Source organism: Pseudoxanthomonas spadix BD-a59, assembly GCF_000233915.3.
Taxonomy (GTDB): Bacteria; Pseudomonadota; Gammaproteobacteria; order Xanthomonadales; family Xanthomonadaceae; genus Pseudoxanthomonas_A; species Pseudoxanthomonas_A spadix.
Genome location: NC_016147.2, coordinates 2488315 through 2510791 on the forward strand (window position 1 = coordinate 2488315; position 22477 = coordinate 2510791).

Annotated in this window: 27 protein-coding genes and 1 pseudogene; 16 read left to right on the forward strand and 12 right to left on the reverse strand. The window is 67.8% G+C overall.

The window, feature by feature from the left end:
* Nucleotides 1–226: 226 nt before the first annotated feature.
* The 3 genes from DSC_RS11220 to grxD are packed head-to-tail and all read right to left on the reverse strand — an operon-like array spanning nucleotide 227 to nucleotide 1892.
* Nucleotides 227–832, reverse strand: a complete 606-nt coding sequence (locus tag DSC_RS11220) for a MarC family protein (protein ID WP_014161282.1) — start codon at nucleotides 830–832, stop codon at nucleotides 227–229.
* Nucleotides 829–1575 (reverse strand): SDR family NAD(P)-dependent oxidoreductase, encoded by a 747-nt coding sequence (locus DSC_RS11225; protein WP_014161283.1) that lies wholly within the window; start codon nucleotides 1573–1575, stop codon nucleotides 829–831. The genes DSC_RS11220 and DSC_RS11225 overlap by 4 nt, the downstream gene beginning before the upstream one ends.
* A complete protein-coding gene (grxD, locus tag DSC_RS11230; RefSeq protein WP_014161284.1) occupies nucleotides 1572–1892 on the reverse strand; it encodes a Grx4 family monothiol glutaredoxin in 321 nt (106 codons plus the stop codon). Before grxD ends, DSC_RS11225 begins: the two co-directional genes overlap by 4 nt.
* Before the next feature lie 141 nt (nucleotides 1893–2033).
* Between grxD and DSC_RS11235 the strand changes: the two genes are divergently transcribed.
* Together DSC_RS11235 and DSC_RS11240 are read left to right on the forward strand one after the other, a co-directional pair.
* A complete protein-coding gene (locus DSC_RS11235) occupies nucleotides 2034–2612 on the forward strand; it encodes a superoxide dismutase (protein ID WP_014161285.1) in 579 nt (192 codons plus the stop codon).
* A gap of 217 nt (nucleotides 2613–2829) precedes the next feature.
* Nucleotides 2830–3225: a hypothetical protein gene (locus DSC_RS11240; RefSeq protein WP_238527642.1), complete on the forward strand. Its 396-nt coding sequence runs from the start codon at nucleotides 2830–2832 to the stop codon at nucleotides 3223–3225.
* A gap of 191 nt (nucleotides 3226–3416) precedes the next feature.
* Here the strand turns inward: DSC_RS11240 and DSC_RS11245 are convergent, their stop codons facing one another.
* Together DSC_RS11245 and purE are read right to left on the reverse strand one after the other, a co-directional pair.
* Nucleotides 3417–4577 carry a 5-(carboxyamino)imidazole ribonucleotide synthase gene (locus tag DSC_RS11245; RefSeq protein ID WP_014161287.1) on the reverse strand — a complete coding sequence of 387 codons (1161 nt, stop codon included), beginning with the start codon at nucleotides 4575–4577 and terminating at the stop codon, nucleotides 3417–3419.
* Between the two features lie 214 nt (nucleotides 4578–4791).
* Nucleotides 4792–5295, reverse strand: coding sequence for a 5-(carboxyamino)imidazole ribonucleotide mutase (gene purE, locus DSC_RS11250; RefSeq protein WP_014161288.1), 504 nt, complete (start codon nucleotides 5293–5295; stop codon nucleotides 4792–4794).
* A 58-nt stretch (nucleotides 5296–5353) separates the two neighbouring features.
* On the opposite strand from purE, the gene DSC_RS11255 reads away from it, so the two are divergent.
* From DSC_RS11255 to DSC_RS11270, 4 genes are all read left to right on the forward strand, one after another.
* Nucleotides 5354–5620 carry a Trm112 family protein gene (locus DSC_RS11255; protein ID WP_014161289.1) on the forward strand — a complete coding sequence of 89 codons (267 nt, stop codon included), beginning with the start codon at nucleotides 5354–5356 and terminating at the stop codon, nucleotides 5618–5620.
* Complete coding sequence (gene nadC / locus DSC_RS11260) at nucleotides 5617–6471, forward strand: carboxylating nicotinate-nucleotide diphosphorylase (protein WP_014161290.1); 855 nt, start codon at nucleotides 5617–5619, stop codon at nucleotides 6469–6471. Before DSC_RS11255 ends, nadC begins: the two co-directional genes overlap by 4 nt.
* Nucleotides 6472–6541: 70 nt before the next feature.
* Complete coding sequence (locus tag DSC_RS11265; RefSeq protein WP_014161291.1) at nucleotides 6542–7657, forward strand: DUF2272 domain-containing protein; 1116 nt, start codon at nucleotides 6542–6544, stop codon at nucleotides 7655–7657.
* A gap of 55 nt (nucleotides 7658–7712) precedes the next feature.
* Nucleotides 7713–8036 carry a DUF3301 domain-containing protein gene (locus DSC_RS11270; RefSeq protein ID WP_014161292.1) on the forward strand — a complete coding sequence of 108 codons (324 nt, stop codon included), beginning with the start codon at nucleotides 7713–7715 and terminating at the stop codon, nucleotides 8034–8036.
* 254 nt (nucleotides 8037–8290) lie between these two features.
* Here DSC_RS11270 and DSC_RS11275 read toward each other — a convergent pair whose 3' ends face one another.
* From DSC_RS11275 to DSC_RS11300, 6 genes are all read right to left on the reverse strand, one after another.
* Nucleotides 8291–8740, reverse strand: coding sequence for a ClpXP protease specificity-enhancing factor (locus tag DSC_RS11275; protein WP_043290580.1), 450 nt, complete (start codon nucleotides 8738–8740; stop codon nucleotides 8291–8293).
* Nucleotides 8741–8834: 94 nt separating this feature from the next.
* The gene (locus tag DSC_RS11280; RefSeq protein WP_014161294.1) at nucleotides 8835–9452 is read right to left on the reverse strand and encodes a glutathione S-transferase N-terminal domain-containing protein; all 618 of its coding nucleotides are present in this window, start codon (nucleotides 9450–9452) and stop codon (nucleotides 8835–8837) included.
* A 169-nt stretch (nucleotides 9453–9621) separates the two neighbouring features.
* A complete protein-coding gene (locus DSC_RS11285; protein ID WP_043290581.1) occupies nucleotides 9622–10386 on the reverse strand; it encodes a cytochrome c1 in 765 nt (254 codons plus the stop codon).
* Nucleotides 10379–11644, reverse strand: a complete 1266-nt coding sequence (locus DSC_RS11290; protein WP_014161296.1) for a cytochrome b — start codon at nucleotides 11642–11644, stop codon at nucleotides 10379–10381. Before DSC_RS11290 ends, DSC_RS11285 begins: the two co-directional genes overlap by 8 nt.
* A complete protein-coding gene (gene petA, locus DSC_RS11295; RefSeq protein WP_043290583.1) occupies nucleotides 11644–12264 on the reverse strand; it encodes a ubiquinol-cytochrome c reductase iron-sulfur subunit in 621 nt (206 codons plus the stop codon). Before petA ends, DSC_RS11290 begins: the two co-directional genes overlap by 1 nt.
* A gap of 188 nt (nucleotides 12265–12452) precedes the next feature.
* On the reverse strand, nucleotides 12453–13355 hold the full coding sequence (locus DSC_RS11300) for a lytic transglycosylase domain-containing protein (RefSeq protein ID WP_014161298.1): 903 nt from the start codon (nucleotides 13353–13355) through the stop codon (nucleotides 12453–12455).
* A 141-nt stretch (nucleotides 13356–13496) separates the two neighbouring features.
* On the opposite strand from DSC_RS11300, the gene miaB reads away from it, so the two are divergent.
* The 10 genes and pseudogenes from miaB to DSC_RS11345 all read left to right on the forward strand — a co-directional run bounded on the left by miaB (nucleotide 13497) and on the right by DSC_RS11345 (nucleotide 21214).
* Complete coding sequence (miaB, locus tag DSC_RS11305) at nucleotides 13497–14996, forward strand: tRNA (N6-isopentenyl adenosine(37)-C2)-methylthiotransferase MiaB (RefSeq protein WP_043290585.1); 1500 nt, start codon at nucleotides 13497–13499, stop codon at nucleotides 14994–14996.
* Nucleotides 14993–15184 carry a hypothetical protein gene (locus DSC_RS17100; RefSeq protein ID WP_014161300.1) on the forward strand — a complete coding sequence of 64 codons (192 nt, stop codon included), beginning with the start codon at nucleotides 14993–14995 and terminating at the stop codon, nucleotides 15182–15184. Before miaB ends, DSC_RS17100 begins: the two co-directional genes overlap by 4 nt.
* A 57-nt stretch (nucleotides 15185–15241) precedes the next feature.
* The gene (locus tag DSC_RS11315; RefSeq protein WP_014161301.1) at nucleotides 15242–16225 is read left to right on the forward strand and encodes a PhoH family protein; all 984 of its coding nucleotides are present in this window, start codon (nucleotides 15242–15244) and stop codon (nucleotides 16223–16225) included.
* Nucleotides 16226–16237: 12 nt separating this feature from the next.
* Nucleotides 16238–16735 carry an rRNA maturation RNase YbeY gene (ybeY, locus tag DSC_RS11320; RefSeq protein WP_014161302.1) on the forward strand — a complete coding sequence of 166 codons (498 nt, stop codon included), beginning with the start codon at nucleotides 16238–16240 and terminating at the stop codon, nucleotides 16733–16735.
* Nucleotides 16736–16740: 5 nt separating this feature from the next.
* Nucleotides 16741–17349: a hypothetical protein gene (locus DSC_RS11325; RefSeq protein ID WP_014161303.1), complete on the forward strand. Its 609-nt coding sequence runs from the start codon at nucleotides 16741–16743 to the stop codon at nucleotides 17347–17349.
* A 78-nt stretch (nucleotides 17350–17427) separates the two neighbouring features.
* On the forward strand, nucleotides 17428–18291 hold the full coding sequence (locus DSC_RS11330; RefSeq protein ID WP_043290587.1) for a CorC family transporter: 864 nt from the start codon (nucleotides 17428–17430) through the stop codon (nucleotides 18289–18291).
* Nucleotides 18291–19481 carry a lipoprotein N-acyltransferase Lnb domain-containing protein gene (locus DSC_RS11335; RefSeq protein ID WP_014161305.1) on the forward strand — a complete coding sequence of 397 codons (1191 nt, stop codon included), beginning with the start codon at nucleotides 18291–18293 and terminating at the stop codon, nucleotides 19479–19481. Before DSC_RS11330 ends, DSC_RS11335 begins: the two co-directional genes overlap by 1 nt.
* A gap of 47 nt (nucleotides 19482–19528) precedes the next feature.
* On the forward strand, nucleotides 19529–19717 hold the full coding sequence (locus tag DSC_RS16685; RefSeq protein WP_148268135.1) for a hypothetical protein: 189 nt from the start codon (nucleotides 19529–19531) through the stop codon (nucleotides 19715–19717).
* An 11-nt stretch (nucleotides 19718–19728) separates the two neighbouring features.
* Nucleotides 19729–19935 (forward strand): annotated as a pseudogene (locus DSC_RS11340) (glycoside hydrolase family 97 C-terminal domain-containing protein); the annotation flags it as partial.
* 349 nt (nucleotides 19936–20284) lie between these two features.
* Nucleotides 20285–21214 carry a peptidylprolyl isomerase gene (locus DSC_RS11345; protein WP_014161307.1) on the forward strand — a complete coding sequence of 310 codons (930 nt, stop codon included), beginning with the start codon at nucleotides 20285–20287 and terminating at the stop codon, nucleotides 21212–21214.
* A gap of 102 nt (nucleotides 21215–21316) precedes the next feature.
* Here the strand turns inward: DSC_RS11345 and DSC_RS11350 are convergent, their stop codons facing one another.
* Nucleotides 21317–22357 carry a zinc-dependent alcohol dehydrogenase family protein gene (locus DSC_RS11350; protein ID WP_014161308.1) on the reverse strand — a complete coding sequence of 347 codons (1041 nt, stop codon included), beginning with the start codon at nucleotides 22355–22357 and terminating at the stop codon, nucleotides 21317–21319.
* Nucleotides 22358–22477: the final 120 nt, after the last annotated feature.

The window sequence follows — 22477 nt, forward strand, 5'->3', positions numbered from 1 at the left end:
TACACCGGAATAAAATCAATATTGATCAATCACTTGCAAGATTTTTTTGCCACCCAGGCCAGCCTTGCAACAGGGCCCGCGCAACCGCTGTCACCCGCTTTGTGACAGCGGCGCCCTGGCCCTCACGCCGGCGGATGGGTCACTGCAAACCCCTGCCTGCCACTGTGAAGCGACCACGCCCGTGCGTACGCGCGGCTTCCGTCGCGGTCACGGCCATCCCCGGCGCTCAGGTGCCGCGCGGCGGCAGCGCACCCAGGTAAGTGCCGATGCCATCGAGCAGCATCTGCACCGAGATGGCCACCAGCAACATGCCCATCAGGCGCTCGACCGCGGTCAGGGTGCGCATGCCCAGCCACTTGTAGACCAGGGTGGCCGAAAACAGGATCACCGCGGTGCCCAGCCAGGCGATGCCCAGCGCCAGGCTCCAGCCAAGCAGGCGCTCGGGTTCGTTGCTGCCCATCAGCATCACCGCGGCCATGCCGGAGGGGCCTGCAACCAGCGGAATGGCCAGCGGCACGATGAAGGGTTCGCCGCCGGGGATCTCGCCCATCAGGCCTTCGGGCCTGGGGAAGATCATGCGGATGCCGATCAGGAACAGGACCAAGCCGCCAGCGATCTGCACCGACTCCTGGCGCAGGTGCATCCACTCCAGGAAAAACTTGCCGCCCCACAGGAACCCCATCAGCACGGCCAGCGCGATCAGCATCTCGCGCAGCAGCACGATGCGCTGGCGCTGGGGCGGCAGCGGCCGCAGCACCGACAGGAACACCGGGATGTTGCCCAGCGGATCCAGGATCAGGAACAGCAGCAGCGCCGCAGACAGGATGGTCATGGGCCGGGATTCCAGACCTGTCCGCGCCGGTCGGCACCGGCAGGCGACAGCAGGCTGACGCAATGGCGTGCGTACTCGGACGCATCGGCCAGCGACGGATCGGGGTCTTCGGCGTAGGCGCGTGCGCGCAGCGTGGTGCGCATCGGCCCGGGCTGCAGCGCGCTGACCCGGACCGAGGTGCTGGCAAGTTCGGCATGCAGCATGTGCACCAGCGCCCGCAGCCCGTGCTGGGCCACGCCGTAGCCGCCCCAGTACGGCTGGCCGACACGCTGCGGGTCATCCAGCGTGAACACCAGCGCGCCGTCGGTTGCGGCTTTGAGTAATGGCAGGCAGGCCTGGCTGAGCCACCAGGCGGCGGTGAGGTTGACGTGCAGGGCGCGCGCGAACGCTGCCGGGTCGGTGTGTTCCAGCGGGGTCAGGCCGCGGAAGTCGGCCGCGCAGTGCAGCAGGCCGTCCAGGCGCCCCACCTCGGTGCCGATGCGCCGGGCCAGCTCGGCATAGTCATCCGGCGCGGCGCCTTCCAGGTCCAGCGGGTAGAGCAAGGGTTCTGGTCCGAGCCTGGCACAGGCGTCGTAAACGCGGTTGAGCCTGGCCGGCCGACGGCCCAGCAACACCACCGTGGCGCCAGCCTGTGCGCAGGCGCGGGCACTGGCTTGGCCCAGGCCGCCGTGGGCGCCGCTGACCAACACCACCCGCGCGGCCAGCGATTGCGGCGCGCGCGCGGGGACCTGCAGCAGGCTCACTTCGGCAGGGCCTCGGCCACGATCCGCGCCAGCTCGCCCGATTCGTGCAGTTCCAGCGTGATGTCGCAGCCGCCGATCAGCTCGCCATGGATGAAAAGCTGCGGGAAGGTCGGCCAGTTGGAAAAGCGCGGCAGATTGGCGCGGATCTCCGGCTCTTCCAGCACGTTGATCGCGCGCAGGCCGTCGGCGCCGGCTGCAAGCAGGGCGTGCACGGCCTGGCTGGAATAGCCGCACATCGGATATTCCGGCGTGCCCTTCATGAAGAGCACCATCGGATGGGCGTCCAGTTCAGCTTGGATACGTTCCAGCACCAGCATGTTGCGTTCTCCTGCCTTGACGGGATGCAAACCGTCGTCGAGTAAACTTCCGGCGCTCTCCATCGCCGCCGGCAACGCGCAATTGTAAGGCTTCGCGCCGCTGCGCCGGCACCGACATCACGCCAAGCCCGAGGAATTGCCATGGCCATCGAACTGCCCGCCCTGCCCTACGACCGCACCGCACTGGAACCGCACATCTCCGGCGAGACCATCGATTACCACTACGGCAAGCACCACAAGACCTACGTGGACAACCTCAACAAGCTGATCGAGGGCACCGAGTTCGCCGCGCTGTCGCTGGAGGAGATCATCAGGAAGTCCCAGGGTGGCATGTTCAACAACGCCGCCCAGGTCTGGAACCACACCTTCTACTGGAACGGCCTTTCGCCCAAGGGCGGCGGTGCGCCGACCGGCAAGCTGGCCGAGCTGATCAACGCCGCCTTCGGCGATTTCGACAAGTTCAAGGAAGAGTTCACCAAGACCGCCGTCGGCACCTTCGGCTCGGGCTGGGGCTGGCTGGTGCAGAAGAAGGACGGCAGCCTGGGCCTGGTGAGCACCTCCAACGCCGCCACCCCGCTGACCGGCGAGGACACCCCGCTGCTGACCATCGACGTGTGGGAGCACGCCTACTACATCGATTACCGCAACGCCCGGCCGAAGTACGTCGAGTCCTTCTGGTCGCTGGTGAACTGGGACTTCGTGGCCAAGAACCTGGCCTGATCTTCCACGCAGGCGCGCAAAAGAGGTCGGCGCAAGCCGGCCTTTTTTGTTGCTCGTCCGATCGAGCGCTCGTCCATTGGGTGGCTGACTTTCAGCCGAACGAAAGCGACCCGACAGGGCAAGGCCGGGGCCACCAATGGGGCGGTCCGTGGCATCTTGACGTCCGAGCCCACCCCCGGAGTCCGCTATGCACAAAGCCGCACGCTGGATCGTACCCATGCTGCTGCCTGCCTTGGTCGTCACCGGCAATGTCGCAGCCCAGCACCGCGATCGGGACCACAACCGTCCTGGCCCCGCTGGCGGGCCAGGCACCAACTGGGAAAATCCGCCGGGCTGGCGCGGCGGGCCCGGCGCCTCGCCCGACCGACGCTACTACCGCCACGACGGCGTGCGTTACGAGTTCAAGATCGTCGATGGCGGCTATTACTACAGCCCCCGCTACGGCTACTGGCATCCACGTTACGGCCTGTGGAACCAGGCGCGCCGCTGCTGGATGGATATCGACGACAACCCACCGGGCCCTGCCGGAAGCCGCGGCACCAACTGGGAAAATCCGCCTGGCTGGCGCGGCGGCCCTGGTGCCTCGCCGGACCGGTTCGGGCGCTGCCCCTGAAGATCCTGGCCTCGGCCGGTACCTGTAAAAACGGGGCCTGGCGGCCCCGTTTCCTCTTAACCTGACGCACCCAGCGAACGCCAGGCACGTTTGCCTGGATCGGCAGGCGCCACGCCGCTTGCTCGTGCCGCGCCGCTGGCCATCGCCGGCAAGGGCCGCGCACGGTTTCACCGGCAAGAAGTTTCACCAGGTCAATCGCCGCCGACCCCGTTTTCATTCAAGCGGGCGATCACCGGCTGCACCTGATCCGGCCGCGACAGCGCCGCCCCCACGTCGGCCAACGCGCAGGACAGCGCCGTCGCCTCCTCAGCCCGCAGGGTGGCGTGGCCGACCTTGCGCCCGGCGCGCGCGGATTTGCCGTAGTCGTGCCAATGTCCGCCGGCCTGCGACAGCACGGCCGTCGCATCGGGCATCTGGCCCAGCCAGTTGAGCATGCAGGCCATGCCGCGCATGGCCGGTTCGCCCAGCGGCAGCCCGAGCACGGCACGCAGGTGGTTCTCGAACTGCGAAATCTCCGCCCCTTCGATGGTCCAATGCCCGGAGTTGTGCACGCGCGGGGCCATTTCGTTGGCCAGCAGCGTTTGACCCTGGCAGAACAGCTCCAGCGCGAACACGCCGACATAGTCGGTTGCTTCGGCCACGCGACGTGCGTAGTCGATCGCCTGGGCCCGCAGCGCCTGCGAAGCACGCGCCGGCGCCAGGCTGGCCGAGAGCACGCCGTCGACATGCCAGTTTTCGGTCAGCGGGAAGGCCTTGAACTGCCCATCGCGGCTGCGTGCGGCCACCACCGACAGTTCGCGGTCGAAGGCGACGAAACCTTCGACGATCAGACCGACCGAGCCGGCCTGCGCGCCCAGCGCGTCCCAGGCCGCCTCGGCATCGGCCAGCGACCTGATCCGGAACTGGCCCTTGCCGTCGTAGCCGAAGCGGCGGGTCTTCATGATGCAGGGCACGCCGATCCTGGCCAGCGCGGCATCGAGCTGCGCGCGGGTGGACACGGCTTGAAACGCCGGCACCGGGATGCCCAGCTCGCCGAACAGCGACTTCTCCGACAGGCGGTCCTGGGCGATGGCCAGCGCGCGCGGACCGGGAAACACCGGCACGCGCTGCGCCAGCCACTGCGCGCTGGCGGCCGGCACGTTCTCGAAATCGAAGGTCACCACGTCCACCTGGTCGGCAAAACGCGCCAGTGCGGCCTGGTCATCGAACGCGCCGACCTGCAGCGGTGCACACTGGCCGGCGCAGGCGTCTGCCGACGGGTCCAGCACCAGAAACCGCAGCCCCAGCGGCACACCGGCCAAGGCCAGCATGCGGGCCAGTTGACCGCCGCCCAAAATACCGACGGTGGTCATGCCCCGGCCTGCTCCGCAAACGCGTCGTGCCCGCCAGCGCAAACCGGCATGACACCGGCTGGCCCTCTCCCGCCTGCGGGGTGAGGGCAACCTGCTTGCGCGGCATTGCCGCACAGGTTGGCCGAACGCCCGGCGCGCTGCGCCGGGCCGGGCCGTGGATGCGGTGAGGCAGGCAGGTCTGCGCCCAACGCAGGCTTGCCGATGCCGGCCGCGGTCATTGGCGCGGATCGTCCCGGTCCATCACTTCCCGGGTCTGCCGGGCGCGGAACTCATCCAGCGCCGCAGCGATGGCCGGATCGTCCAGGGCCAGCATCGCCGCGGCGAACAGCGCCGCATTGGCCGCACCGGCATTGCCGATGGCGAAGGTGGCCACCGGAATGCCGGCCGGCATCTGCACGATCGACAGCAGCGAATCCATGCCGTTGAGCGCCTTGGACTGGACCGGCACGCCGAGCACCGGCACTGGGGTCTTGGCGGCGATCATGCCCGGCAGGTGGGCCGCGCCGCCGGCGCCGGCGATGATCGCGCGCAGGCCGCGGCCCTGTGCCTGTTCGGCATAGGCAAACAGCACATCCGGGGTGCGATGGGCCGAGACGACCTTGACTTCGTAGGCCACGCCCAGGGCGTCCAGTTTCTGCGCGGCGTGCTGCATGGTCTCCCAGTCGGAGCGCGAGCCCATCACGATGCCCACGCACGGGCTCTGAAGATTGGCGGTCATTGGCCGTCCGTAGAGCTAAAGCGATATTCTAGCGGTCTTGATTGCCAACGGACCTTCCATGGACCGCAAACTGCTCGACATCCTGTGCTGCCCGGTCTCACGCCAGCCGCTGGGGCCCCTGGAGGCCCGCGGCCTGGAGGCGCTCAACCGTGCCATCGCCGCCGGCACGCTCAAGCGCGTGGACGACACCGTGCAGGTCGAGCCGCTCAAGGAAGCCCTGGTCACCCGCGATCGCAAGATCGTCTACCGCATCGATGACGGCATCCCGGTGCTGCTGGCCGAAGAAGGCATTGCCACCGTGCAGGTCGCCGACTTCCCGGCGTGAACACCGCCCTCCTGCTGCCAGAATCGGCCGTGCGCGAGGACGTGCACCGCGCCCTGGCCGAGGACATCGGCAGCGGCGATGTCAGCGCAGCCCTGCTGCCGGACGTGGCCGACACCGCCTACCTGCTGTGCAAGCAGGATCAGGTGGTGGTGTGCGGGCGGCCGTGGTTCGACGCCTGCCACCGGGCCCTGGACCCGGAGGTGGCCATCGACTGGCGGGTGAGCGAAGGCCAGCGCGTGGACGCCGGCACCGTGCTGGCCACCCTGTCCGGACGCGCCCGCAGCCTGGTCAGCGCCGAGCGTACCTCGCTCAATTTCCTGCAGACCTTGAGCGGCACGGCCACCATCACCGCCGCCTACGTCCAGGCCGTGCGCGGCACCGGTGCGCGGATCCTGGATACGCGCAAGACCCTGCCCGGCCTGCGCCTGGCGCAAAAGTACGCGGTGCGCTGCGGCGGCGGCGAGAATCACCGCATCGGCCTGTTCGACATGGTCCTGCTCAAGGAGAACCACATCCGCGCCGCCGGCGGCATCGCCGCGGCAGTGGCCGCCGCACGGGCGCTGCATCCTGAGCTGCCACTGGTGGTGGAAGTGGAAACCCTGGACGAACTGCGCCAGGCGCTGGCCCTGGATTGCACCCGGATCATGCTCGATGACTTCGACCCGGTGATGCGCCGGGAAGCGGCGCGCATCGCCGCCGGGCGGGTGCCGCTGGAGGTTTCCGGCATGGTGGATCTGTCCAGCGTGCGCGCGGTGGCCGAGGACGGCGTGGCCTGCATCTCCATCGGCGCGCTGACCAAGCACGTGCACGCGGTGGACGTCTCGCTCAAGTTGGGCGCGCCGCCAGGCTGATTTCACGGGCCCTGGCCGCCGGCTCTGCCAGCGTGCAACCTGTCCTTGCCCCCACAGGAACACGCTGCAGATGCCGATCCGCTGGTTGTTCGCCCTCGGGGTGGCGTTGTCGAGCCTGGCCTTCAAGGCCCACGCCATCGAGGTCTGCGATGCGCCGCCGCGCTTTGGCCTGAGCCCGGCCGCCATCGCCATCGTGCGCACTGCCTGCGAAGAACACCGGCAATGGATGCGGCCTTTCATCGACCGACGCGGCCGCCTGGCCAGCCTGCGGGTGACCGAGGCCGAAAGCGGCAACCTGGCCGACCATGGCCTGGTGCCCTGGCAGCGGGTGGCCATGTACTGGCGCGACAGCGGGACGCTGGTCATGGTCGGGGACGAACCCGGCGCCAGCAGCTGCCTGGTGCCACCGGGCAATCGCTACACCGACAGCGACTGCCGCGCCTTCATCATTGATACCCCATGGTCGGCCGCGTTCGTCTCGTGGGTGATGGCCAGGGCGGGCATCGTGGGTTTCCAGCGTTCGCCGCGGCACATCGACTACATCCGCGCGGCCTGGAAGGACGGCGGCAACGGCGGTCCCTATCGCTACGCCGACCCTGCGGTGGAAAAGCCCGCACCGGGCGACCTGCTCTGCTACATCCGCAACCGCGACCAGGTGCTGGGCCATGCGGGGCTGACGTCGAGCCTGACCGGATCGGGCCGCATCCCGAAAGAGTCGCACTGCGACATCGTGGTGGCCGCCAACGTCGGTGGCGATCGCACCCTGCATCTGATCGGCGGCAACGTGCTCAATGCGGTGACCATGCGCCAGCTGGACCTGGACCGCAGCGGCCACGTGCTGCTGCCGGTTCCCAGCGCCCTCGCAGAGGAGGGGCAAGATGGCAATGACCCGGGGCGCGAGTGCACGCCGGCGCAGCAGGACCTGTGCGATTTCAACCGCCAGGACTGGGCCGTGCTGCTGAAACTGCAGGCGACCGGGCCGCTGCCGGCGTTGCCCGCGGCACCGGCACCGCCGATCGGTGTGCCTGCGCCGGGACTGCCGCCGATGCCGGCTGCGTTGACGCCAACCCCTTCCGGCACCGGCTTGCAGCCCCCAGCGCCAACGCAGGTGCCTGTGCCCCTGCCAGCTGCCGAGGCCGCCGTGCCAGCCGAGTCCGGCGCCGCCCCGCTCCGCCCAGGGCCTTGACTTGAAAAGACACAGGCGCATCCACGCCCGCCGCGCTTGCCGCTACAGTCGCACCATGACTCCGATCCTGCTCCTGATTGCCGGCGCCGCCGTGTTCTTCTGGTGGAACGCCGCCCGTGCCGCGGCCGAACGTGCGACCCAGCTCGGCCGCAACGCCTGCGAGGCAGCCGGCGTGATCTGGCTGGACCAGAGCGTGCAGGCCACCGGCCTGCGCCTGCGCCGCGATGGCCAGGGCCGGTTGGGTTTCGAGCGCAGCTTCCGCTTCGACTATTCCTACGATGGCGTCCAACGCCATACCGGCAAGCTGGTCCTGCACGGTGCACGGCTGGTGTCCCTGGCCGGACCGACCAGGCCGGACCCGATCGTTTCGCTGCACTGATGCCGCTTGCACCCTGTCGCAGCAGGACCGCGGGGTCGCAGGAGGACCGCCGGGCACCGCGCCGCTCCTTCTCCCCCGCTTGCGGGGGAGAAGGGGACACAGCTGCGCGTCTTGTCGCAGCAAGACTGCCGGGCGCTGGGCTGCTCCTTCTCCCCCGCTTGCGGGCGGGGGAGAAGGGGACACAGCCGTCAAGCGCGCGTCATGCTCACATGCTCGCTGTGCGATGGCGCCCGGTCACTACGGGGCGAGGGCGCCTACTTCACCACCCGCAGGTGCGGGCGCCTGGACGGCGGCGGCGCGGGTTCGTGCGGGGTCGGGGCGTCGGGCGAAGGCGGCTCGTTGTCGTCATGCGGACCGGGGCCCGTGCCGGTCCCGATGTCTTCCGGCAGGGCCATGCCCTGCCCGGTCTCGCGCGCGTAGATCGCCAGCACCGCCGAGATCGGCACGTTGACCGGGTAGCTGACCCCGCCGAAGCGGGCGCTGAAACTCACCGTCAGGTTGTCGATCACCAGGTGGGCCACCGCGCGGGTGGCGATGTTCAGCACCACCCGGCCTTCCTTGACCGCGCTGGCCGGGACCTGCACCCCGGCCTGGGTGGCGTCCACCAGCAGGTGCGGGGTCATGTCGTTGTCGGCGATCCATTCGGCCAGCGCCCGCAGCAGGTACGGGCGGTGGCTGGTCATCGGTGGCACGTCATCTGTCATGTGTGCCAGTCTAACCGGCCGGCGCAGCTGGCGGCCGTGCATTGGCTGAAGGCCAATGCCGGCTTGCCCGCACCAGTCCGGCCCTGCAACAGGCTCAGGCCGGCAGCTCGCGCAGCTTCTTTTCCTGCTCGGTCAGGCTGCGCACGAAGCCCGGGTTGCGGAAGATGCGGTTGCCGTAATCCTCGATCGACTTGCCGTCCTTGGGCAGGCCCACGTCCAGCGATTGCAGGCGCCAGATGATCGGGGCCATGGCGCAGTCGGCCAGGCTCATCTCGGGATTGAGGAAAAACTTGCTGGCCTTGAACAGTGGCACCGAAGCAGTCAGCAGCTCCTTCAGGCGCTTGCGGCCGGCATCGGCCTGGGCCTTGTTGCCCAGCTGGATGGCCTGGACCTGCGGCACCCAGTCCACCTCGATGCGCAGCATCGCCAGGCGCAGGCGTGCACGGGAAAGCGGATCGACCGGCATCAGCGGTGGATGCGGGTAGCGCTCGTCCAGATATTCGCTGACCACCGAGGCCGCATACAGGGTCAGGTCGCGCTCCACCAGGGTGGGCACCGAATGGTAGGGGTTGAGATCGATCAGGTCTTCCGGCGGATTCTGCGGATCGACCGGCACCAGGTCATAGCTGACGCCCTTGGCGGCGAGCACCAGCCGCACGCGGTGGCACAGCACATCGTCAACGGAAGAAAACAGCGTCAGGGTGTTTCGCATGCGGGCACTCGTCACCTTATCGGTCTGATCAAGCAACCGGGGCCTGCCGGTTGCGCCAACTCGCACAGGCCTCTGGCCTGGCCGCCATGTGGGCTAGATGAACAGGGCGGCGAGGATGAACATAGCAGCTGGCCGCCGCTTTGCGCACCCCTGCCGGAGGTCACCTGGGTCAGTGAACGTCCTTCCAGAACTCTTTTTTCAGCAGGAACGCCAGGAAGGTGAAAAACGCCAGGAACAGCAGCACCCACACGCCCATGCTCTGACGCTTGAGCGCGGCCGGTTCGCTGGCGTACTCGAGGAAATTGGTGATGTCGCGCACCGAGCGGTCGAACTCGACCGGGCTCTCGGCGCCGGGCGTGGCCAGCTTGAGCGCAGCGACGGTCTTGTCCTTGGTTGCCGGGTCCGGCGGGCCGTATTCGGCGTGCTGCAGGCCCTGCAGCTCCCACAGCGGATTGGGCATGGACGCATTGGGAAACAGGGTGTTGTTCCAGCCCACCGGCCGCGTCTCGTCCAGGTAGAACGACTTCAGGTAGGTATAGATCCAGTCCGGGCCGCGCACGCGCGCGATCAGGCTCAGGTCCGGGGGTGCCTTGCCAAACCACTTGGTGGCCGCCTCGTCCGGCATCGCCACCTGGATCTGCTCGCCCACCGCCGCGCCGGTGAAGTTGAGGTTGGCCATGACGTCTTCTTCGCTCAGACCCAGGTCTTCGGCCATGCGTGAATAACGCAGGTACTTGAGCGAATGGCAACCCGAGCAGTAGCCCATGAACAGCTTGGCGCCGCGCTGCAGCGAAGCCTTGTCCGACAGGTCGTTGCCCGCCTGCAGGATGGCGCCACCTTCGGCCGCCTGCAGGGACCCACTCAGGATCAGCCCGGCGGCGAACACGGCCAGGCGCGGCAGCACGCGCCTGATGGAAGACAGGCGCTTAGTCATGCGTGCTCACCCGCTCGGGCACCGGCTTGGTGCGTTCCAGTCCGAAGAACGTATAGACCCACAGGAAGACGAAGAACCCGAAGTAGCAGACCGTCAGCACACGGCCGATGTAGGTCTCGGTCTGGTCGGTGCCCGGGCCCGAGCCGATCTTGCCCAGGTAGATGAAGCTGAAGGCAAAGATGCCCAGCGCGATCTTGTAGCTCAGCCCGCGGTACTTGATCGAGCGCACCTTGCCGCGGTCCAGCCACGGCACGGTGAACAGCACCGCGATCGCCGAGAACATCACCAGCACGCCACCGAGCTTGTCGGGCACCACCCGCAACATCGCGTAGTACGGGGTGTAGTACCAGACCGGCTTGATGTGCGCGGGCGTCACCAGGCGGTTGGCCTCGGTGAAGTTGTCGTGCTCCAGGAACAGCCCGCCGAAGGCCGGCGCGAAGAAGATCACGAACGCCCCGATGATCAGCAGGAAGCCCACGCCCACCAGGTCCTTGACCGTGTAGTACGGGTGGAACGGGATGGTGTCGGTCGGCGCGGTCTTGCTCCAGCGGTTGCCCTTGGGCCCGTGCTTGGTGTCCACGCCTTCGGGGTTGTTGGAGCCGACCTCGTGCAGCGCGCCCAGGTGCAGCACCACCAGCAGCAGCAGCACCAGCGGCAGCGCGATCACGTGCAGGGCGAAGAAGCGGTTGAGGGTGGCGTCGCTGGGCAGGTAGTCGCCCATGATCCACTCGGTCAGCCCCTGCCCGATCACCGGGATTGCACCGAACAGGGAGATGATCACCTTGGCGCCCCAGAAGGACATCTGGCCCCAGGGCAGCACGTAACCCATGAAGGCCTCGGCCATCAGCACCAGGTAGATCAGCATGCCGAGGATCCACACCAGCTCGCGCGGCTTCTGGTAGCTGCCGTACATCAGGCCGCGGAACATGTGCAGGTAGACCACGATGAAGAACAGCGAGGCGCCGGTGCTGTGCATGTACCGGATCAGCCAGCCCCATTCCACATCGCGCATGATGTACTCGACCGAGGCGAAGGCCTCGGCCGCGCTGGTCTTGTAGTTCATCGTCAGGAAGATGCCGGTGACGATCTGGTTGACCAGGACCAGCAGGGCCAGCGAGCCCATGTAGTACCAGAAGTTGAAATTCTTCGGCGCGTAGTACTCGCTCATGTGCTTGCGGTACATGGGCATCAGGCCCGGCGCACGCGCATTGAGCCAATCGAAGGCGCCGGTCGCGGCGCGGGTGATCACGTTCGACATCAGGCAGCCCCTTCCGGATCGACGCCGATGATGATGGTGTTGTCATCCTGGTAATGGTGCGGCGGCACCAGCAGGTTGGTTGGCGCCGGCACGCCCTGGAACACCCGTCCGGACATGTCGAAGCGCGACTTGTGGCAAGGGCAGAAGTAGCCGCCCTTCCACTCCGGATCAAACGGCTCGGGCCGGATCTCGGCGACGATTTCCGGCGAACAGCCCAAGTGCGTGCACAGCCCGACCAGCACCGAGATCTCCGGCTTGATCGAGCGCAGCTCCGGGTTGCCCTTGAGCACGTAGGCCGGCTGCTGGTCCTCGTTCTCGCTGTTGGGGTCGCGCAGGCGGCCATCCAGGCTGGGCAGGGCGTCGAGGATCGCCTTGGAGCGCTTGACCACCCAGATCGGTTGTCCGCGCCATTCCAGCACCAGGCGCTGGCCTTCCTGCAATCCGGTGATGTCCGCAGTGACCGGGGCACCGGCCAGCTTGGCACGGGTGCTGGGATTCCAGGACTTGATGAACGGGACAGCCAGGAAGCCTGCACCCACGGCACCGACAACTGCGGTGGTGGCCGTCAGGAACCGGCGGCGCCCCGCATCCACGGGCATTGTGACCTCGTCATTGGCCATCCGTAACTCCGCTGGGACATCTTGAGGTAGCTGCATGGCTGCCTGGGCGGCCCCTGTAAGCGGGGCTCACCCTTGAGCGCACGGCCGAGTCTAACTGAATAAAATTTTTCACCACAACAATCCCTTTTCGATCAATGGGTTGCAGATCGATGGGAGGGTCGTTTCCGGTATTGCAGTGCAGCATCGGTTCAGCGAGCACCGATTGCCCCGACGCTGGCGCGGTAGCGCTCGGCCAGCACCCCCACGCGCTGCACGTAGCGCTGGGTTTCGGCGTAGGGTGGCACGCCGCCATTGCGGTCCACGGCGCCTTCGCCGGCGTTGTAGCCGGCTGCGGCCAGGGTCAGGTCGCCTTGGTAGCGCTTGAGCAGAAATGCCAGGTACTGCACGCCACCGCGGATGTTCTGGGCCGCGTCATAGGCATCGGCCACGCCGAAGCGGCGCGCGGTGGCCGGCATCAGCTGCATCAGGCCCATCGCCCCGGCGCGGGACAGCGCGACCGGGTTGTACGAGGATTCGGCATGGATGATGGCGCGGACGATGGCTTCCTCGACGCCGAATTCGCGCGCGGCCGCGGCAATTTCGCTTCCGTAGGCCAGCGTGTTCAGGCGCACCGCGCCGAAGTTCAGCTTGGGATTTCCGCACGCGAAGCAGGTCTGGAGATAGCTGTACTTGATGGTGCGCACGCTGGCCACGTCCATGCCGCGCGGCCGTACGCTGGTGTAGTTGCGCACCCCGTCCTTGATGAAGGAATAGACCTGGCCACTGACCACCCGCCGTGGCGGTGATGCGACCGGCCCGGGCGTGGGCAAGGCAACTGCGGCGGCCGGGGAGACCACGCTGGTGGGACGCTTTTCGGCCACCGCCACGGTCTGCGGCGGAGCCGCCGCTGCCGGTGCGAGCGGCGGGTGGGCCGGGCGGCGGCTGGGGGCAGGCCTGTAGCGGCTCACCACCGAACAGCTGGCGCCTGGCAGGCGCTTGCTGACATAGGCGGTGACGGCATCGGCGCCCACGCACTTGTACAGCGTGCCGGCGCTGGCCGGCAGCGCGACCAGCGTTGCGGCGAACATCCCCAGTCGCAGCAGCCCCTTCATTGGCGCCCAGTGTCCCAGCTTGTCAATGGCTTAACAAGCAAGCCCCGGGATGCTCGCGGGTCCGGCAGACCCCGCCCCTGCGCCTGACGGACCGGCTAAACTGGTCGACCCCTTCCCGCCCACCCGACTGGATTAAGCGCCATGACCGGGACGCCAGATACCATCACGCCCGCCCCGGGCGAGCTCCCCGTTGTGCCCCTGCCCGTGGCGGGCCAAGCGCCCGGCCAGGCCCGTGGCAAGCCCGGCGCAGGCTTGCCTGCGCGCGGAAAGCTCTACATCAAGACCCACGGTTGCCAGATGAACGAGTACGACTCGGCCAAGATGGCCGACGTGCTGGCCGCCAGCGACGGGCTGGAGCTGACCGACAACCCCGAAGAGGCCGACGTGGTCCTGGTCAATACCTGCTCGATCCGCGAGAAGGCACAGGAAAAGGTCTTCAGCCAGCTCGGCCGCTGGCGCGTGCTCAAGGAAAGCAGGCTCAAGGGCCAGGGCCGTGAGGTGATCATCGGCGTCGGCGGTTGCGTGGCTTCGCAGGAAGGTGAGGCCATCATCAAGCGCGCCCCGTATGTGGACCTGGTGTTTGGCCCGCAGACCCTGCACCGGCTGCCCGAGCTGATCCGCGCCCGGCGTGAACAGAACAGGCCGCAGGTGGACATCAGCTTCCCGGAGATCGAGAAGTTCGACCGCCTGCCCGAACCGCGTGCCGAAGGCCCGTCTGCGTTCGTGTCGATCATGGAAGGCTGCAGCAAGTACTGCAGCTTCTGCGTGGTGCCCTACACCCGCGGCACCGAGGTCAGCCGGCCGTTCGAGGACGTGCTGGTGGAAGTGGCGCAACTGGCTGCCCAGGGTGTGCGCGAGATCAACCTGCTCGGCCAGAACGTCAACGCCTATCGCGGTCCCATCGCGCCGGCCGAAGCTGCGGATGCGGAAGGCGAGTTCGCCGACCTGGGCATGCTGATCCGCACCATCGCCCAGATCCAGGGCGTGGGCCGGATCCGCTTCACCACCTCGCACCCGCTGGAATTTTCCGACTCGCTGATCGATGCCTACCGCGACGTGCCGCAGCTGGCCCACTACCTGCATCTGCCGGTCCAGTCCGGCAGCGACCGCATCCTCAGCGCGATGAAGCGCGGCTACACCGCGCTGGAGTTCAAGTCCAGGATCCGCAAGCTGCGCAGCGTCCGGCCGGACATCTCGATCAGCTCGGACTTCATCGTCGGCTTCCCCGGCGAGACCGATGCGGACTTTGACAAGACCATGAAGCTGATCCAGGACGTGGGCTTTGACCAGAGCTTTTCCTTCATCTACTCGCGCCGCCCGGGCACGCCGGCGGCAGACCTGCCCGACCACACCCCCGCCGCGGTCAAGCATGCCCGCCTGGAACGCCTGCAGGCCCACATCAACGCCCATGCCGCCGGCATCTCGCAGCGGATGGTCGGCAGCGTGCAGACCGTGCTGGTCGAAGGCCCTTCGCGCAAGAATCCCGACGAGCTGACCGGCAAGACCGAGAACATGCGCTCGGTGAACTTCCCCGGATCCAAACGCATGATCGGTCAGTTCGTGGACGTGCTGATCACCCAGGCCCTGACCAACTCGCTGCGCGGCCGGCTGGCCGTGGCCGGCGATGCGCCCGCCGCATGAGCCTGCGCATCAGCCGCGACACCCGCCTGTGCATGTCGCTGTCGGGGCGGCCGGGCAACTTCGGCACGCGCTTCCAGAATCGCTGCTGGCTGGCAGCGGGCTGGCCACCGACACCGAGGTGGCCCTGCGCAGCAGCGGCGGCATGGCCAAGGCTGATCGCGCGCGCCACCGCCGATGCGCTGGCCTGAATCCCGTTCGGCGCCGACACGGCCCGTTGCCGATCGGCGCGCTACCCTCCAGCGTCTATGACCACCTCCCCCCATCACGATTTCACCCTGGATCCCTACGACACCGAGCAGCTGGCCAATCTGGCTGGGCCGTTCGACGCGCACCTGCGCCAGATCGAACTGAAACTTGGCGTGGAGATCTCCAACCGCGGCAACATCTTCCGCGTCCAAGGCCCCGCCCGGGCCGTGGCGGCCACCGAGCAGCTGCTGCGTGCGCTGTACGAGGAGGCGGCCAGCGAAGTGTTCGATGCCGATGCGATCCACCTGCGCCTGAACGAGGCCAACATCGAGCACCTGGCCGGCGATGGCTATGCGCCGCAGGAGGTGGCGATCAAGGTCAAGCGCGGCACCGTGCGCGGCCGCGGCCCCAACCAGTCCGCGTACCTGCACGCGATCGCCACGCACGACATCAACTTCGGCATCGGCCCGGCCGGGACCGGCAAGACCTTCCTGGCCGTGGCCATGGCCGTGGAAGCGTTGAACGAAGCACGCGTGCAGCGCCTGATCCTGGTGCGCCCGGCAGTGGAAGCAGGCGAAAAACTGGGCTTTCTGCCCGGCGACCTGAGCCAGAAGGTCGACCCGTACCTGCGCCCGCTCTACGACGCGCTCTACGAGATGCTGGGCGTGGAGAAGGTCGCCAAGCTGCTGGAGAAGAACGTCATCGAGATCGCGCCGTTGGCCTACATGCGCGGGCGCACGCTCAACGATGCCTTCGTGATCCTGGACGAGGCGCAGAACACCACCGTGGAGCAGATGAAGATGTTCCTGACCCGGATCGGCTTTGGCAGCACCGCGGTGGTCACCGGCGACATGAGCCAGACCGACCTGCCCAAGCACATCCGCTCGGGCCTGACCGACGCGCTGGAGGTCTTGCGCGGCGTGGACGGGATTTCCTTCAGCTTCTTCGGCGCCCGCGACGTGGTCCGCCATCCGCTGGTGGCGCGCATCGTGCGGGCCTACGATGCGCGCGATGACCAGGCCGCCGATGCCAAGCCGGCGTAAGCTGGGTTCGACATGACCCAGGGTCCCATCCATCTGCAGGTCGCGGTGAGCTATGCGCTGCCGCGGGTCGGGCTGCCGGCGGCGGTGAGTTTCCGCAAGTGGGTGGCGGCCGCGCTCAAGGGCCGGATCCGCGAGGCGGACCTGGCCATCCGCTTGGTCGATGCCAAGGAAGGCCGCGCGCTCAACCGCCATTACCGCGGCAAGGACGATGCGACCAACGTGCTGTCCTTCCCCGGCCAGCTGGACCAGACGATCAAGCTGCCCAGGGGGGTGACCATGCCGCTGCTGGGCGATCTGGTGATCTGCGCGCCGGTGGTCGCGCGCGAGGCCAGGGACCAGGACAAGGCGCTGGCTGCACATTACGCGCACCTGACCGTGCACGGCACCCTGCATCTGCTGGGTTGGGACCACGCCGACGACAAGGAGGCCGAGGCGATGGAACAACTGGAGCGCCAGATCCTTTCCGAGCTGGGCATCGACGATCCCTACGCGGCCGAGCGGCCGGCATGAGGCAGATGTTGCGCGCAGCGGCAGGCATCGCCGCATCGGCCTGCATCGCAACGGCCGCTGCGCAGGCGCCGGCCGAGGCGAACAAGGCCACCGCCAAGGGCGCTGCGCCGAGCGCGCCGCCGGATCTGGCCGCGCTGATCGAATGCCGCAAGGAGGTGCCCGATTTCCTGGCCCTGCAGCCAGCCGTGCGCGACCCGCTCAAGGCCGTGGCCCTGGGCTGGAAGCCGCTGCCGCAGGCCAACCCGTTCATGACCGAATTCGCGCTGCTCGAGCCGATCAGCGTGTTTGGCCACGCCAGCTCGCACATCGCCTTTTCCGGGGACAGCATCATGGCGATCCTGGACCTGCCCGACCCGCGCCCGCTGGCCCACCGGCTGGACCTGGAAACCGGCATCGACACGCCGGCAAAAGCCATCTTCGGCAAGCAGTTGCGCCAGACCGAGCAGACCGATCCGGCCAGCGGCCAGACCCTGATCCAGGCCATCATCCTCAACGTGTCCAACGTGGCCAGCCACCCGGGCAAGACCCTGGTCGGCTGCAGCTACAACCTGGACACCGAAGATCCCGCGCCGGCGCCCACCGCGTCTGCCACCACGGCCGCCACCGCGCCCTGATCCCCTGGCAGAGCCTGCGAAAACGTTCTGCTAGACTGCCGGCCACGCCCGCGATCGCCGGGTGCCGCTCACCGCCCGATGTCAGAAGACGACAGTACAACCGCGTCGGAACTGCCCGAGAAACGCCGCAGCTGGTTGGAACGCCTGAGCCATGCGTTCTCCGGTGAGCCCGAATCGCGCGAAGACCTGCTCGCGCTGCTGCGCGACGCCCAGCACAACGGGCTGCTCGAACCGGACACGCTCAAGATGATGGAAGGAGCCATGTCGGTGGCCGAGCTCACCGTGGGTGATGTCATGATCTCGCGATCGCAGATGGTCTCGCTGCCGGCGGACACCCCGTTCCTGGAGCTGATGCGGCAGGTGGTCGAATCGGGCCATTCGCGCTTTCCGGTGCATGGCGAGAACAAGGACGAGATCCTGGGCATTTTGCTGGCCAAGGACCTGCTGCGCGGGGTGGTCGCTGACCAGGGCCCGGGCACGGTGCGCGAACTGCTGCGTCCGGCGGTGCTGATCCCGGAATCGAAGAAGCTCAACGTCCTGCTCAAGGAGTTCCGTCTCTCGCGCAACCACATGGCGCTGGTGGTGGACGAATATGGCGGCGTGGCCGGCCTTGTCACCATCGAGGACGTGCTGGAGCAGATCGTCGGCGAGATCGACGACGAGCACGACGAGGCCGACGACGAAGCCAACCTGATCGCCGCCCAGGCCGATGGCCAGTACGTGGTCGATGCACTGACGCCGATCGAGGATTTCAACGCGCGTTTCGGCGCCGACTTTCCGGATGACGAATACGACACCGTCGGCGGCCTGGTGACCGATGCGATGGGGCACCTGCCCGAGACCGGCGAGGAGCTGACCCTGGGGCGCTTCGCCTTCCGCGTGGCGCGTGCCGATGGACGCCGGGTGCATGCCTTCCATGTCGGCGTGCTGTCCGACAGCTGATGCCGCGCCTGTCCTGCCTGCTGGCGCGCGCCGGGTGCGCGCTGCTGCTCTCGCTGCTCGCCTGCGCGGCCACCGCCGCGCCGCGCATCGGGGTGATGACCATGCAGCCGGGCCAGGTGTTCTTCGAGCGCTTCGGCCATGACGCGATCGTGGTGGCCGATCCGGACTCCGGCCAGGCGACCTCGTACAACTTCGGCTTCTTCGATCCGGACGAGCCTGATTTCATGGGCCGCTTCATCGACGGCAAGATGCTGTATTACCTGGTCGCCCTGCCCGTGCAACAGGACCTGGAAAGCTATCGCGCCGAAGGCCGCGGCGTGTCGATCCAATGGCTGGACCTGACCGCACCGCAGGCGCAGGCGCTGGCCGATGCGCTGGCCTTGCGCGCGCGCCCGGAAAACGCACGCTATCCCTACGACTACTTCACCAACAACTGCGCCACCCAGGTCCGCGATGCGCTCGACGCGGCATTGGGCGGCACGCTGAAGAAGCAGCTGGCCGGCCGCTCGCGCGGCAACACCTATCGCAGCGAATCGGTGCGCCTGGCCTCGCCGGCGTGGTGGATGTGGATCGGTTTCGATCTGGGCTTCGGCCCGTATGCCGACCAGCAGCTCTCGCGCTGGGAGGAATCCTTCGTGCCGATGCGCCTGGCCGAGGCACTGGCGGAGGTGGACAACACCCAGGGCCGCCCGCTGGTCCAGCAGACCCAGCAACTCTTGCCGCACCGCATCGCACCGGAGCCGCCAGAGACCGCGCGCCGGTGGTGGCCGTGGCTGCTGGCCGGCATGGGGATCGCCCTGGCCCTGGTGTGGATCGGTGCGCGCCGGCGGCGGGTGGTCGCAGCCGTGGCGCTGCTGTTCTGGATCGTGTGCACACTGGCTGGCGCGCTGATGCTGTTCATCTGGTTCGGCACCAGCCACATCGCCGGCTGGGCCAACCGCAACCTGTTGCTGCTCGATCCGCTGTGCGTGCTGCTGCTGCCGGCCGCGGTGCGGGCGCTGCGCGGACGGACGCTGAAGGCCTGGTCACGCTGGCTGCTGCGCGGCGTGGCGGCGCTGGCGCTGCTGGCGTGGATGCTGCACTGGTTCCCGTTCAACGTGCAGGCCAACATGGCCTGGGTCGCGCTGCTGGTGCCGGTGCATCTGGCGCTTGCATACGTATTCACCGTGCAGCGCAGCTTGTCGCGCTGATCATCGCGGGTGAGCATGTCGGTCACTTCCGGCTGGAGCTCTCCCGCATGCTGGGTCTGCTCACTGCTGTCTTCCTGATCTGTACGCCGCTGGCTGCGCGTGCTGCGCCGTTGCGCGTCGATTCGCCAGGTAAGGTGCTGTCGGTGGAGCTGGAGACCGATCCGCACGGGCGCCCGAGCTATCGGGTGTTGCGCAACGCAAGCCGGTCATTGCGTCCTCGCGGCTGGGTTTCATGATGGCCGATGTCACCGACGCGCAGCCACGCACGCTGCAGGCCAGGCTGGATTTCCTGACGCCCGGCAGGCGCTACACCGCGCAGATCTATCGCGATGCCGACGATGCGCACTGGGCCAGCAACCCCGAAGCGGTGACGATCCAGTCGCGCCAGGTCACCAGCGCCGACACGCTGACCCTGAAACTGGCCCCCGGCGGCGGCCAGGCGATCCGCTTCGTCGCGCACTAAACGGTGAACACCGCGCCGGCCCTGACCCAGCCTGCAAGACAACCATCGCTGTTGCGCCCTCCCTTTGCGCAGCAGGGGAAGTTGGGAAGCGTGCTGTTGAGCCCTCCCTTGCGCAGCAGGGGAGGGTTGGGAGGGGTGCTGTTGCTGCTGCTTCGGGCAAGCGCGTACAAGCAACCCCTCCCCCGGCCCTCCCCTTCGCAAAGGCGCGAAAGGGAGGGGGCAAAAGCGGGCGGAAAGTGGTTTGCTGGTCACACGCGCCATTGCCCGCGAGCAGCGCTGCTGGCGCCCCGGGAAACCTGCCCTCAGAATCAAGCGCTCGCTCCTGAATGCCGAGCCCCGCATGCCGACGACCGCGCGCCTGACCCTTGTCCTGCTGTCCGTGTTCGCGGTCGCTGCCGGCGCTGCCCCGCCGGCCGCCGCCGAAAGGCGGCCCTACCGCAGCAGCCAGCAGATCCTGGAGGCCTCGCCGGCCAGCCACTGGCGCATGCTCGACCCGGATCGCACGCTGTACCTGGAATTGGCCAGCGGCCGGGTGGTGATCGAACTGGCGCCGCAGTTCGCGCCCGAGCACGTGGCCAACATCACGACCCTCGCCCGCGAGCATTTCTGGGACGGCACCAGCATCTACCGCGCGCAGGACAACTTCGTGGTCCAGTTCGGCGATGCCGATGGCGAGGACCCGGCCAAGGCCAAGCCGCTGGGCACGGCCAGGACCCACCTGCCGGCCGAGTTTCATCGCAGCGCGAAGGGACTGGATTTCCAGAAGATCCCCGACAGCGACGGCTGGGCCCCGCAGGTCGGCTTCGTCGACGGCTTCCCGGCCGCGCGCGATGGCGCCCATGGCAAGGCCTGGCTGGCTCACTGCTATGGCACGCTGGGCGCGGGCCGCAACAACGCCGATGACAGCAGCATCGGCGCCGAGCTGTACGTGACCATCGGCCAGTCGCCGCGCCAGCTGGACGACAACATCACCGTGGTCGGTCGCGTGGTCAAGGGCATGGAACTGCTGAGCACGATCAGGCGCGGCCCGGACCCGATGGGCTTCTACCCAGATCCTGCGCTGCGCACACCGATCCGCTCGATTCGCCTGGCCAGCGAGCTGCCGGTGGCCGAGCGCACCCCGCTGGAACTGCTGCGGACCGACAGCCAGACCTTCCGCGATGTGGCCGAGTCCAAGCGCAACCGCGTGGATGATTTCTACAAGCGTCCGGCCGGGCACATCGACCTGTGCAACGTGCCGCTGCCGGTGCGCACCCCGACCGCTGGCTGAGCCTGCGGTCGCCTTGCGCCGGCGCCGCTCAGCCAGCAGCATCGTGCAATGCACATCGGCGGCCATACCAATGTGCACGAGCCAAGAACAGGCCAGGCCGGCTCAGCCCGCCTTCAGCACCACCTTCATCGCCTTCTCGCGTGCGGCGTTGCTGAACACCTCGTAGGCCTGGATCACATCGTCGAGCGCGAAGCGGTGGGTCACCAGCTGTTCGGGCTTCACCTTGCCCGAGGCCACCGTCTGCAGCAGCATCGGCGTACTGTGGGTACAGACCAGGCCGGTGGTCAGGGTGATGTTCTTGATCCACAGCTTTTCCAGGTGCAGTTCCACCGGCTTGCCGTGGACGCCGACATTGGCGATGTGCCCGCCCGGGGCGATGATCGACTGGCAGGTGTCGAACGTGGCCGGGATGCCGACCGCCTCGACCGCCACGTCCACGCCCTTGCCGCCGGTCAGGGCCATCACCGCCTCGACGGCCTTGCCGTCACTGGCATCGACGGTGTCGGTGGCACCGAACCTGCGCGAAACCTCCAGCCGCGCCGGGTCGGTATCGACCATGATGATGCGCGAGGGCGAATAGAACTGCGCGGTCAGCAGCACCGCCATGCCGATCGGGCCGGCGCCGACGATGGCCACCGTGTCGCTGGGCTGCACCTGACCGTAGAGCACGCCGATCTCGAAGCCGGTGGGCAGGATGTCGCTGAGCATCACCAGCGCTTCCGGGTCCACGCCTTCGGGCGCCGGATAGAGGCTGTTGTCCGCATGCGGGATGCGCACGTATTCGGCCTGGGTGCCATCGATCAGGTGACCCAGGATCCAGCCGCCGTCGGTGCAGTGCGCGTAGAGCCGTTTCTTGCAGTATTCGCAGCGGCCGCATGAGGTGATGCAGGAGATCAGCACCCGGTCGCCCTTCTTGAAATTGCCCACCGCCTCGCCGACTTCCTCGATCACGCCCACCCCCTCATGGCCGAGGGTGCGTCCGGCTTCGACCTCCGGCACGTCGCCCTTGAGGATATGCAGGTCGGTGCCGCAGATGGTGGTGTGGGTGATGCGGACGATCGCGTCGGTGGACTTGAGCAGCGCAGGCTTTGCCTTTTCGGCCCATTCCTTCTTGCCGGGGCCCCGATAGATCAACGCTTTCATGGACCTTCTCCTATGAATGTCTTATCGAGTATAGCCAGGCCGGTGCAAACGCCATTGACGCAAATCAATGGCCGGCGCCCCACCCGGGGGCCGCGCTACCGGGGCTGTCGCCTCCGACCT

Excerpts from the sequence above, each read along its gene's own strand:
- DSC_RS11220 (WP_014161282.1), bottom strand. The coding sequence starts at position 832 with ATGACCATCCTGTCTGCGGCGCTGCTGCTGTTCCTGATCCTGGATCCG.
- grxD (WP_014161284.1), bottom strand. The coding sequence starts at position 1,892 with ATGCTGGTGCTGGAACGTATCCAAGCTGAACTGGACGCCCATCCGATG.
- DSC_RS11235 (WP_014161285.1), top strand. The coding sequence starts at position 2,034 with ATGGCCATCGAACTGCCCGCCCTGCCCTACGACCGCACCGCACTGGAA.
- DSC_RS11240 (WP_238527642.1), top strand. The coding sequence starts at position 2,830 with ATGCTGCTGCCTGCCTTGGTCGTCACCGGCAATGTCGCAGCCCAGCAC.
- DSC_RS11245 (WP_014161287.1), bottom strand. The coding sequence starts at position 4,577 with ATGACCACCGTCGGTATTTTGGGCGGCGGTCAACTGGCCCGCATGCTG.
- purE (WP_014161288.1), bottom strand. The coding sequence starts at position 5,295 with ATGACCGCCAATCTTCAGAGCCCGTGCGTGGGCATCGTGATGGGCTCG.
- DSC_RS11255 (WP_014161289.1), top strand. The coding sequence starts at position 5,354 with ATGGACCGCAAACTGCTCGACATCCTGTGCTGCCCGGTCTCACGCCAG.
- DSC_RS11265 (WP_014161291.1), top strand. The coding sequence starts at position 6,542 with ATGCCGATCCGCTGGTTGTTCGCCCTCGGGGTGGCGTTGTCGAGCCTG.
- DSC_RS11270 (WP_014161292.1), top strand. The coding sequence starts at position 7,713 with ATGACTCCGATCCTGCTCCTGATTGCCGGCGCCGCCGTGTTCTTCTGG.
- DSC_RS11275 (WP_043290580.1), bottom strand. The coding sequence starts at position 8,740 with ATGACAGATGACGTGCCACCGATGACCAGCCACCGCCCGTACCTGCTG.
- DSC_RS11280 (WP_014161294.1), bottom strand. The coding sequence starts at position 9,452 with ATGCGAAACACCCTGACGCTGTTTTCTTCCGTTGACGATGTGCTGTGC.
- DSC_RS11285 (WP_043290581.1), bottom strand. The coding sequence starts at position 10,386 with ATGACTAAGCGCCTGTCTTCCATCAGGCGCGTGCTGCCGCGCCTGGCC.
- DSC_RS11290 (WP_014161296.1), bottom strand. The coding sequence starts at position 11,644 with ATGTCGAACGTGATCACCCGCGCCGCGACCGGCGCCTTCGATTGGCTC.
- petA (WP_043290583.1), bottom strand. The coding sequence starts at position 12,264 with ATGGCCAATGACGAGGTCACAATGCCCGTGGATGCGGGGCGCCGCCGG.
- DSC_RS11300 (WP_014161298.1), bottom strand. The coding sequence starts at position 13,355 with ATGAAGGGGCTGCTGCGACTGGGGATGTTCGCCGCAACGCTGGTCGCG.
- miaB (WP_043290585.1), top strand. The coding sequence starts at position 13,497 with ATGACCGGGACGCCAGATACCATCACGCCCGCCCCGGGCGAGCTCCCC.
- DSC_RS17100 (WP_014161300.1), top strand. The coding sequence starts at position 14,993 with ATGAGCCTGCGCATCAGCCGCGACACCCGCCTGTGCATGTCGCTGTCG.
- DSC_RS11315 (WP_014161301.1), top strand. The coding sequence starts at position 15,242 with ATGACCACCTCCCCCCATCACGATTTCACCCTGGATCCCTACGACACC.
- ybeY (WP_014161302.1), top strand. The coding sequence starts at position 16,238 with ATGACCCAGGGTCCCATCCATCTGCAGGTCGCGGTGAGCTATGCGCTG.
- DSC_RS11325 (WP_014161303.1), top strand. The coding sequence starts at position 16,741 with ATGTTGCGCGCAGCGGCAGGCATCGCCGCATCGGCCTGCATCGCAACG.
- DSC_RS11330 (WP_043290587.1), top strand. The coding sequence starts at position 17,428 with ATGTCAGAAGACGACAGTACAACCGCGTCGGAACTGCCCGAGAAACGC.
- DSC_RS11335 (WP_014161305.1), top strand. The coding sequence starts at position 18,291 with ATGCCGCGCCTGTCCTGCCTGCTGGCGCGCGCCGGGTGCGCGCTGCTG.
- DSC_RS16685 (WP_148268135.1), top strand. The coding sequence starts at position 19,529 with ATGCTGGGTCTGCTCACTGCTGTCTTCCTGATCTGTACGCCGCTGGCT.
- DSC_RS11345 (WP_014161307.1), top strand. The coding sequence starts at position 20,285 with ATGCCGACGACCGCGCGCCTGACCCTTGTCCTGCTGTCCGTGTTCGCG.
- DSC_RS11350 (WP_014161308.1), bottom strand. The coding sequence starts at position 22,357 with ATGAAAGCGTTGATCTATCGGGGCCCCGGCAAGAAGGAATGGGCCGAA.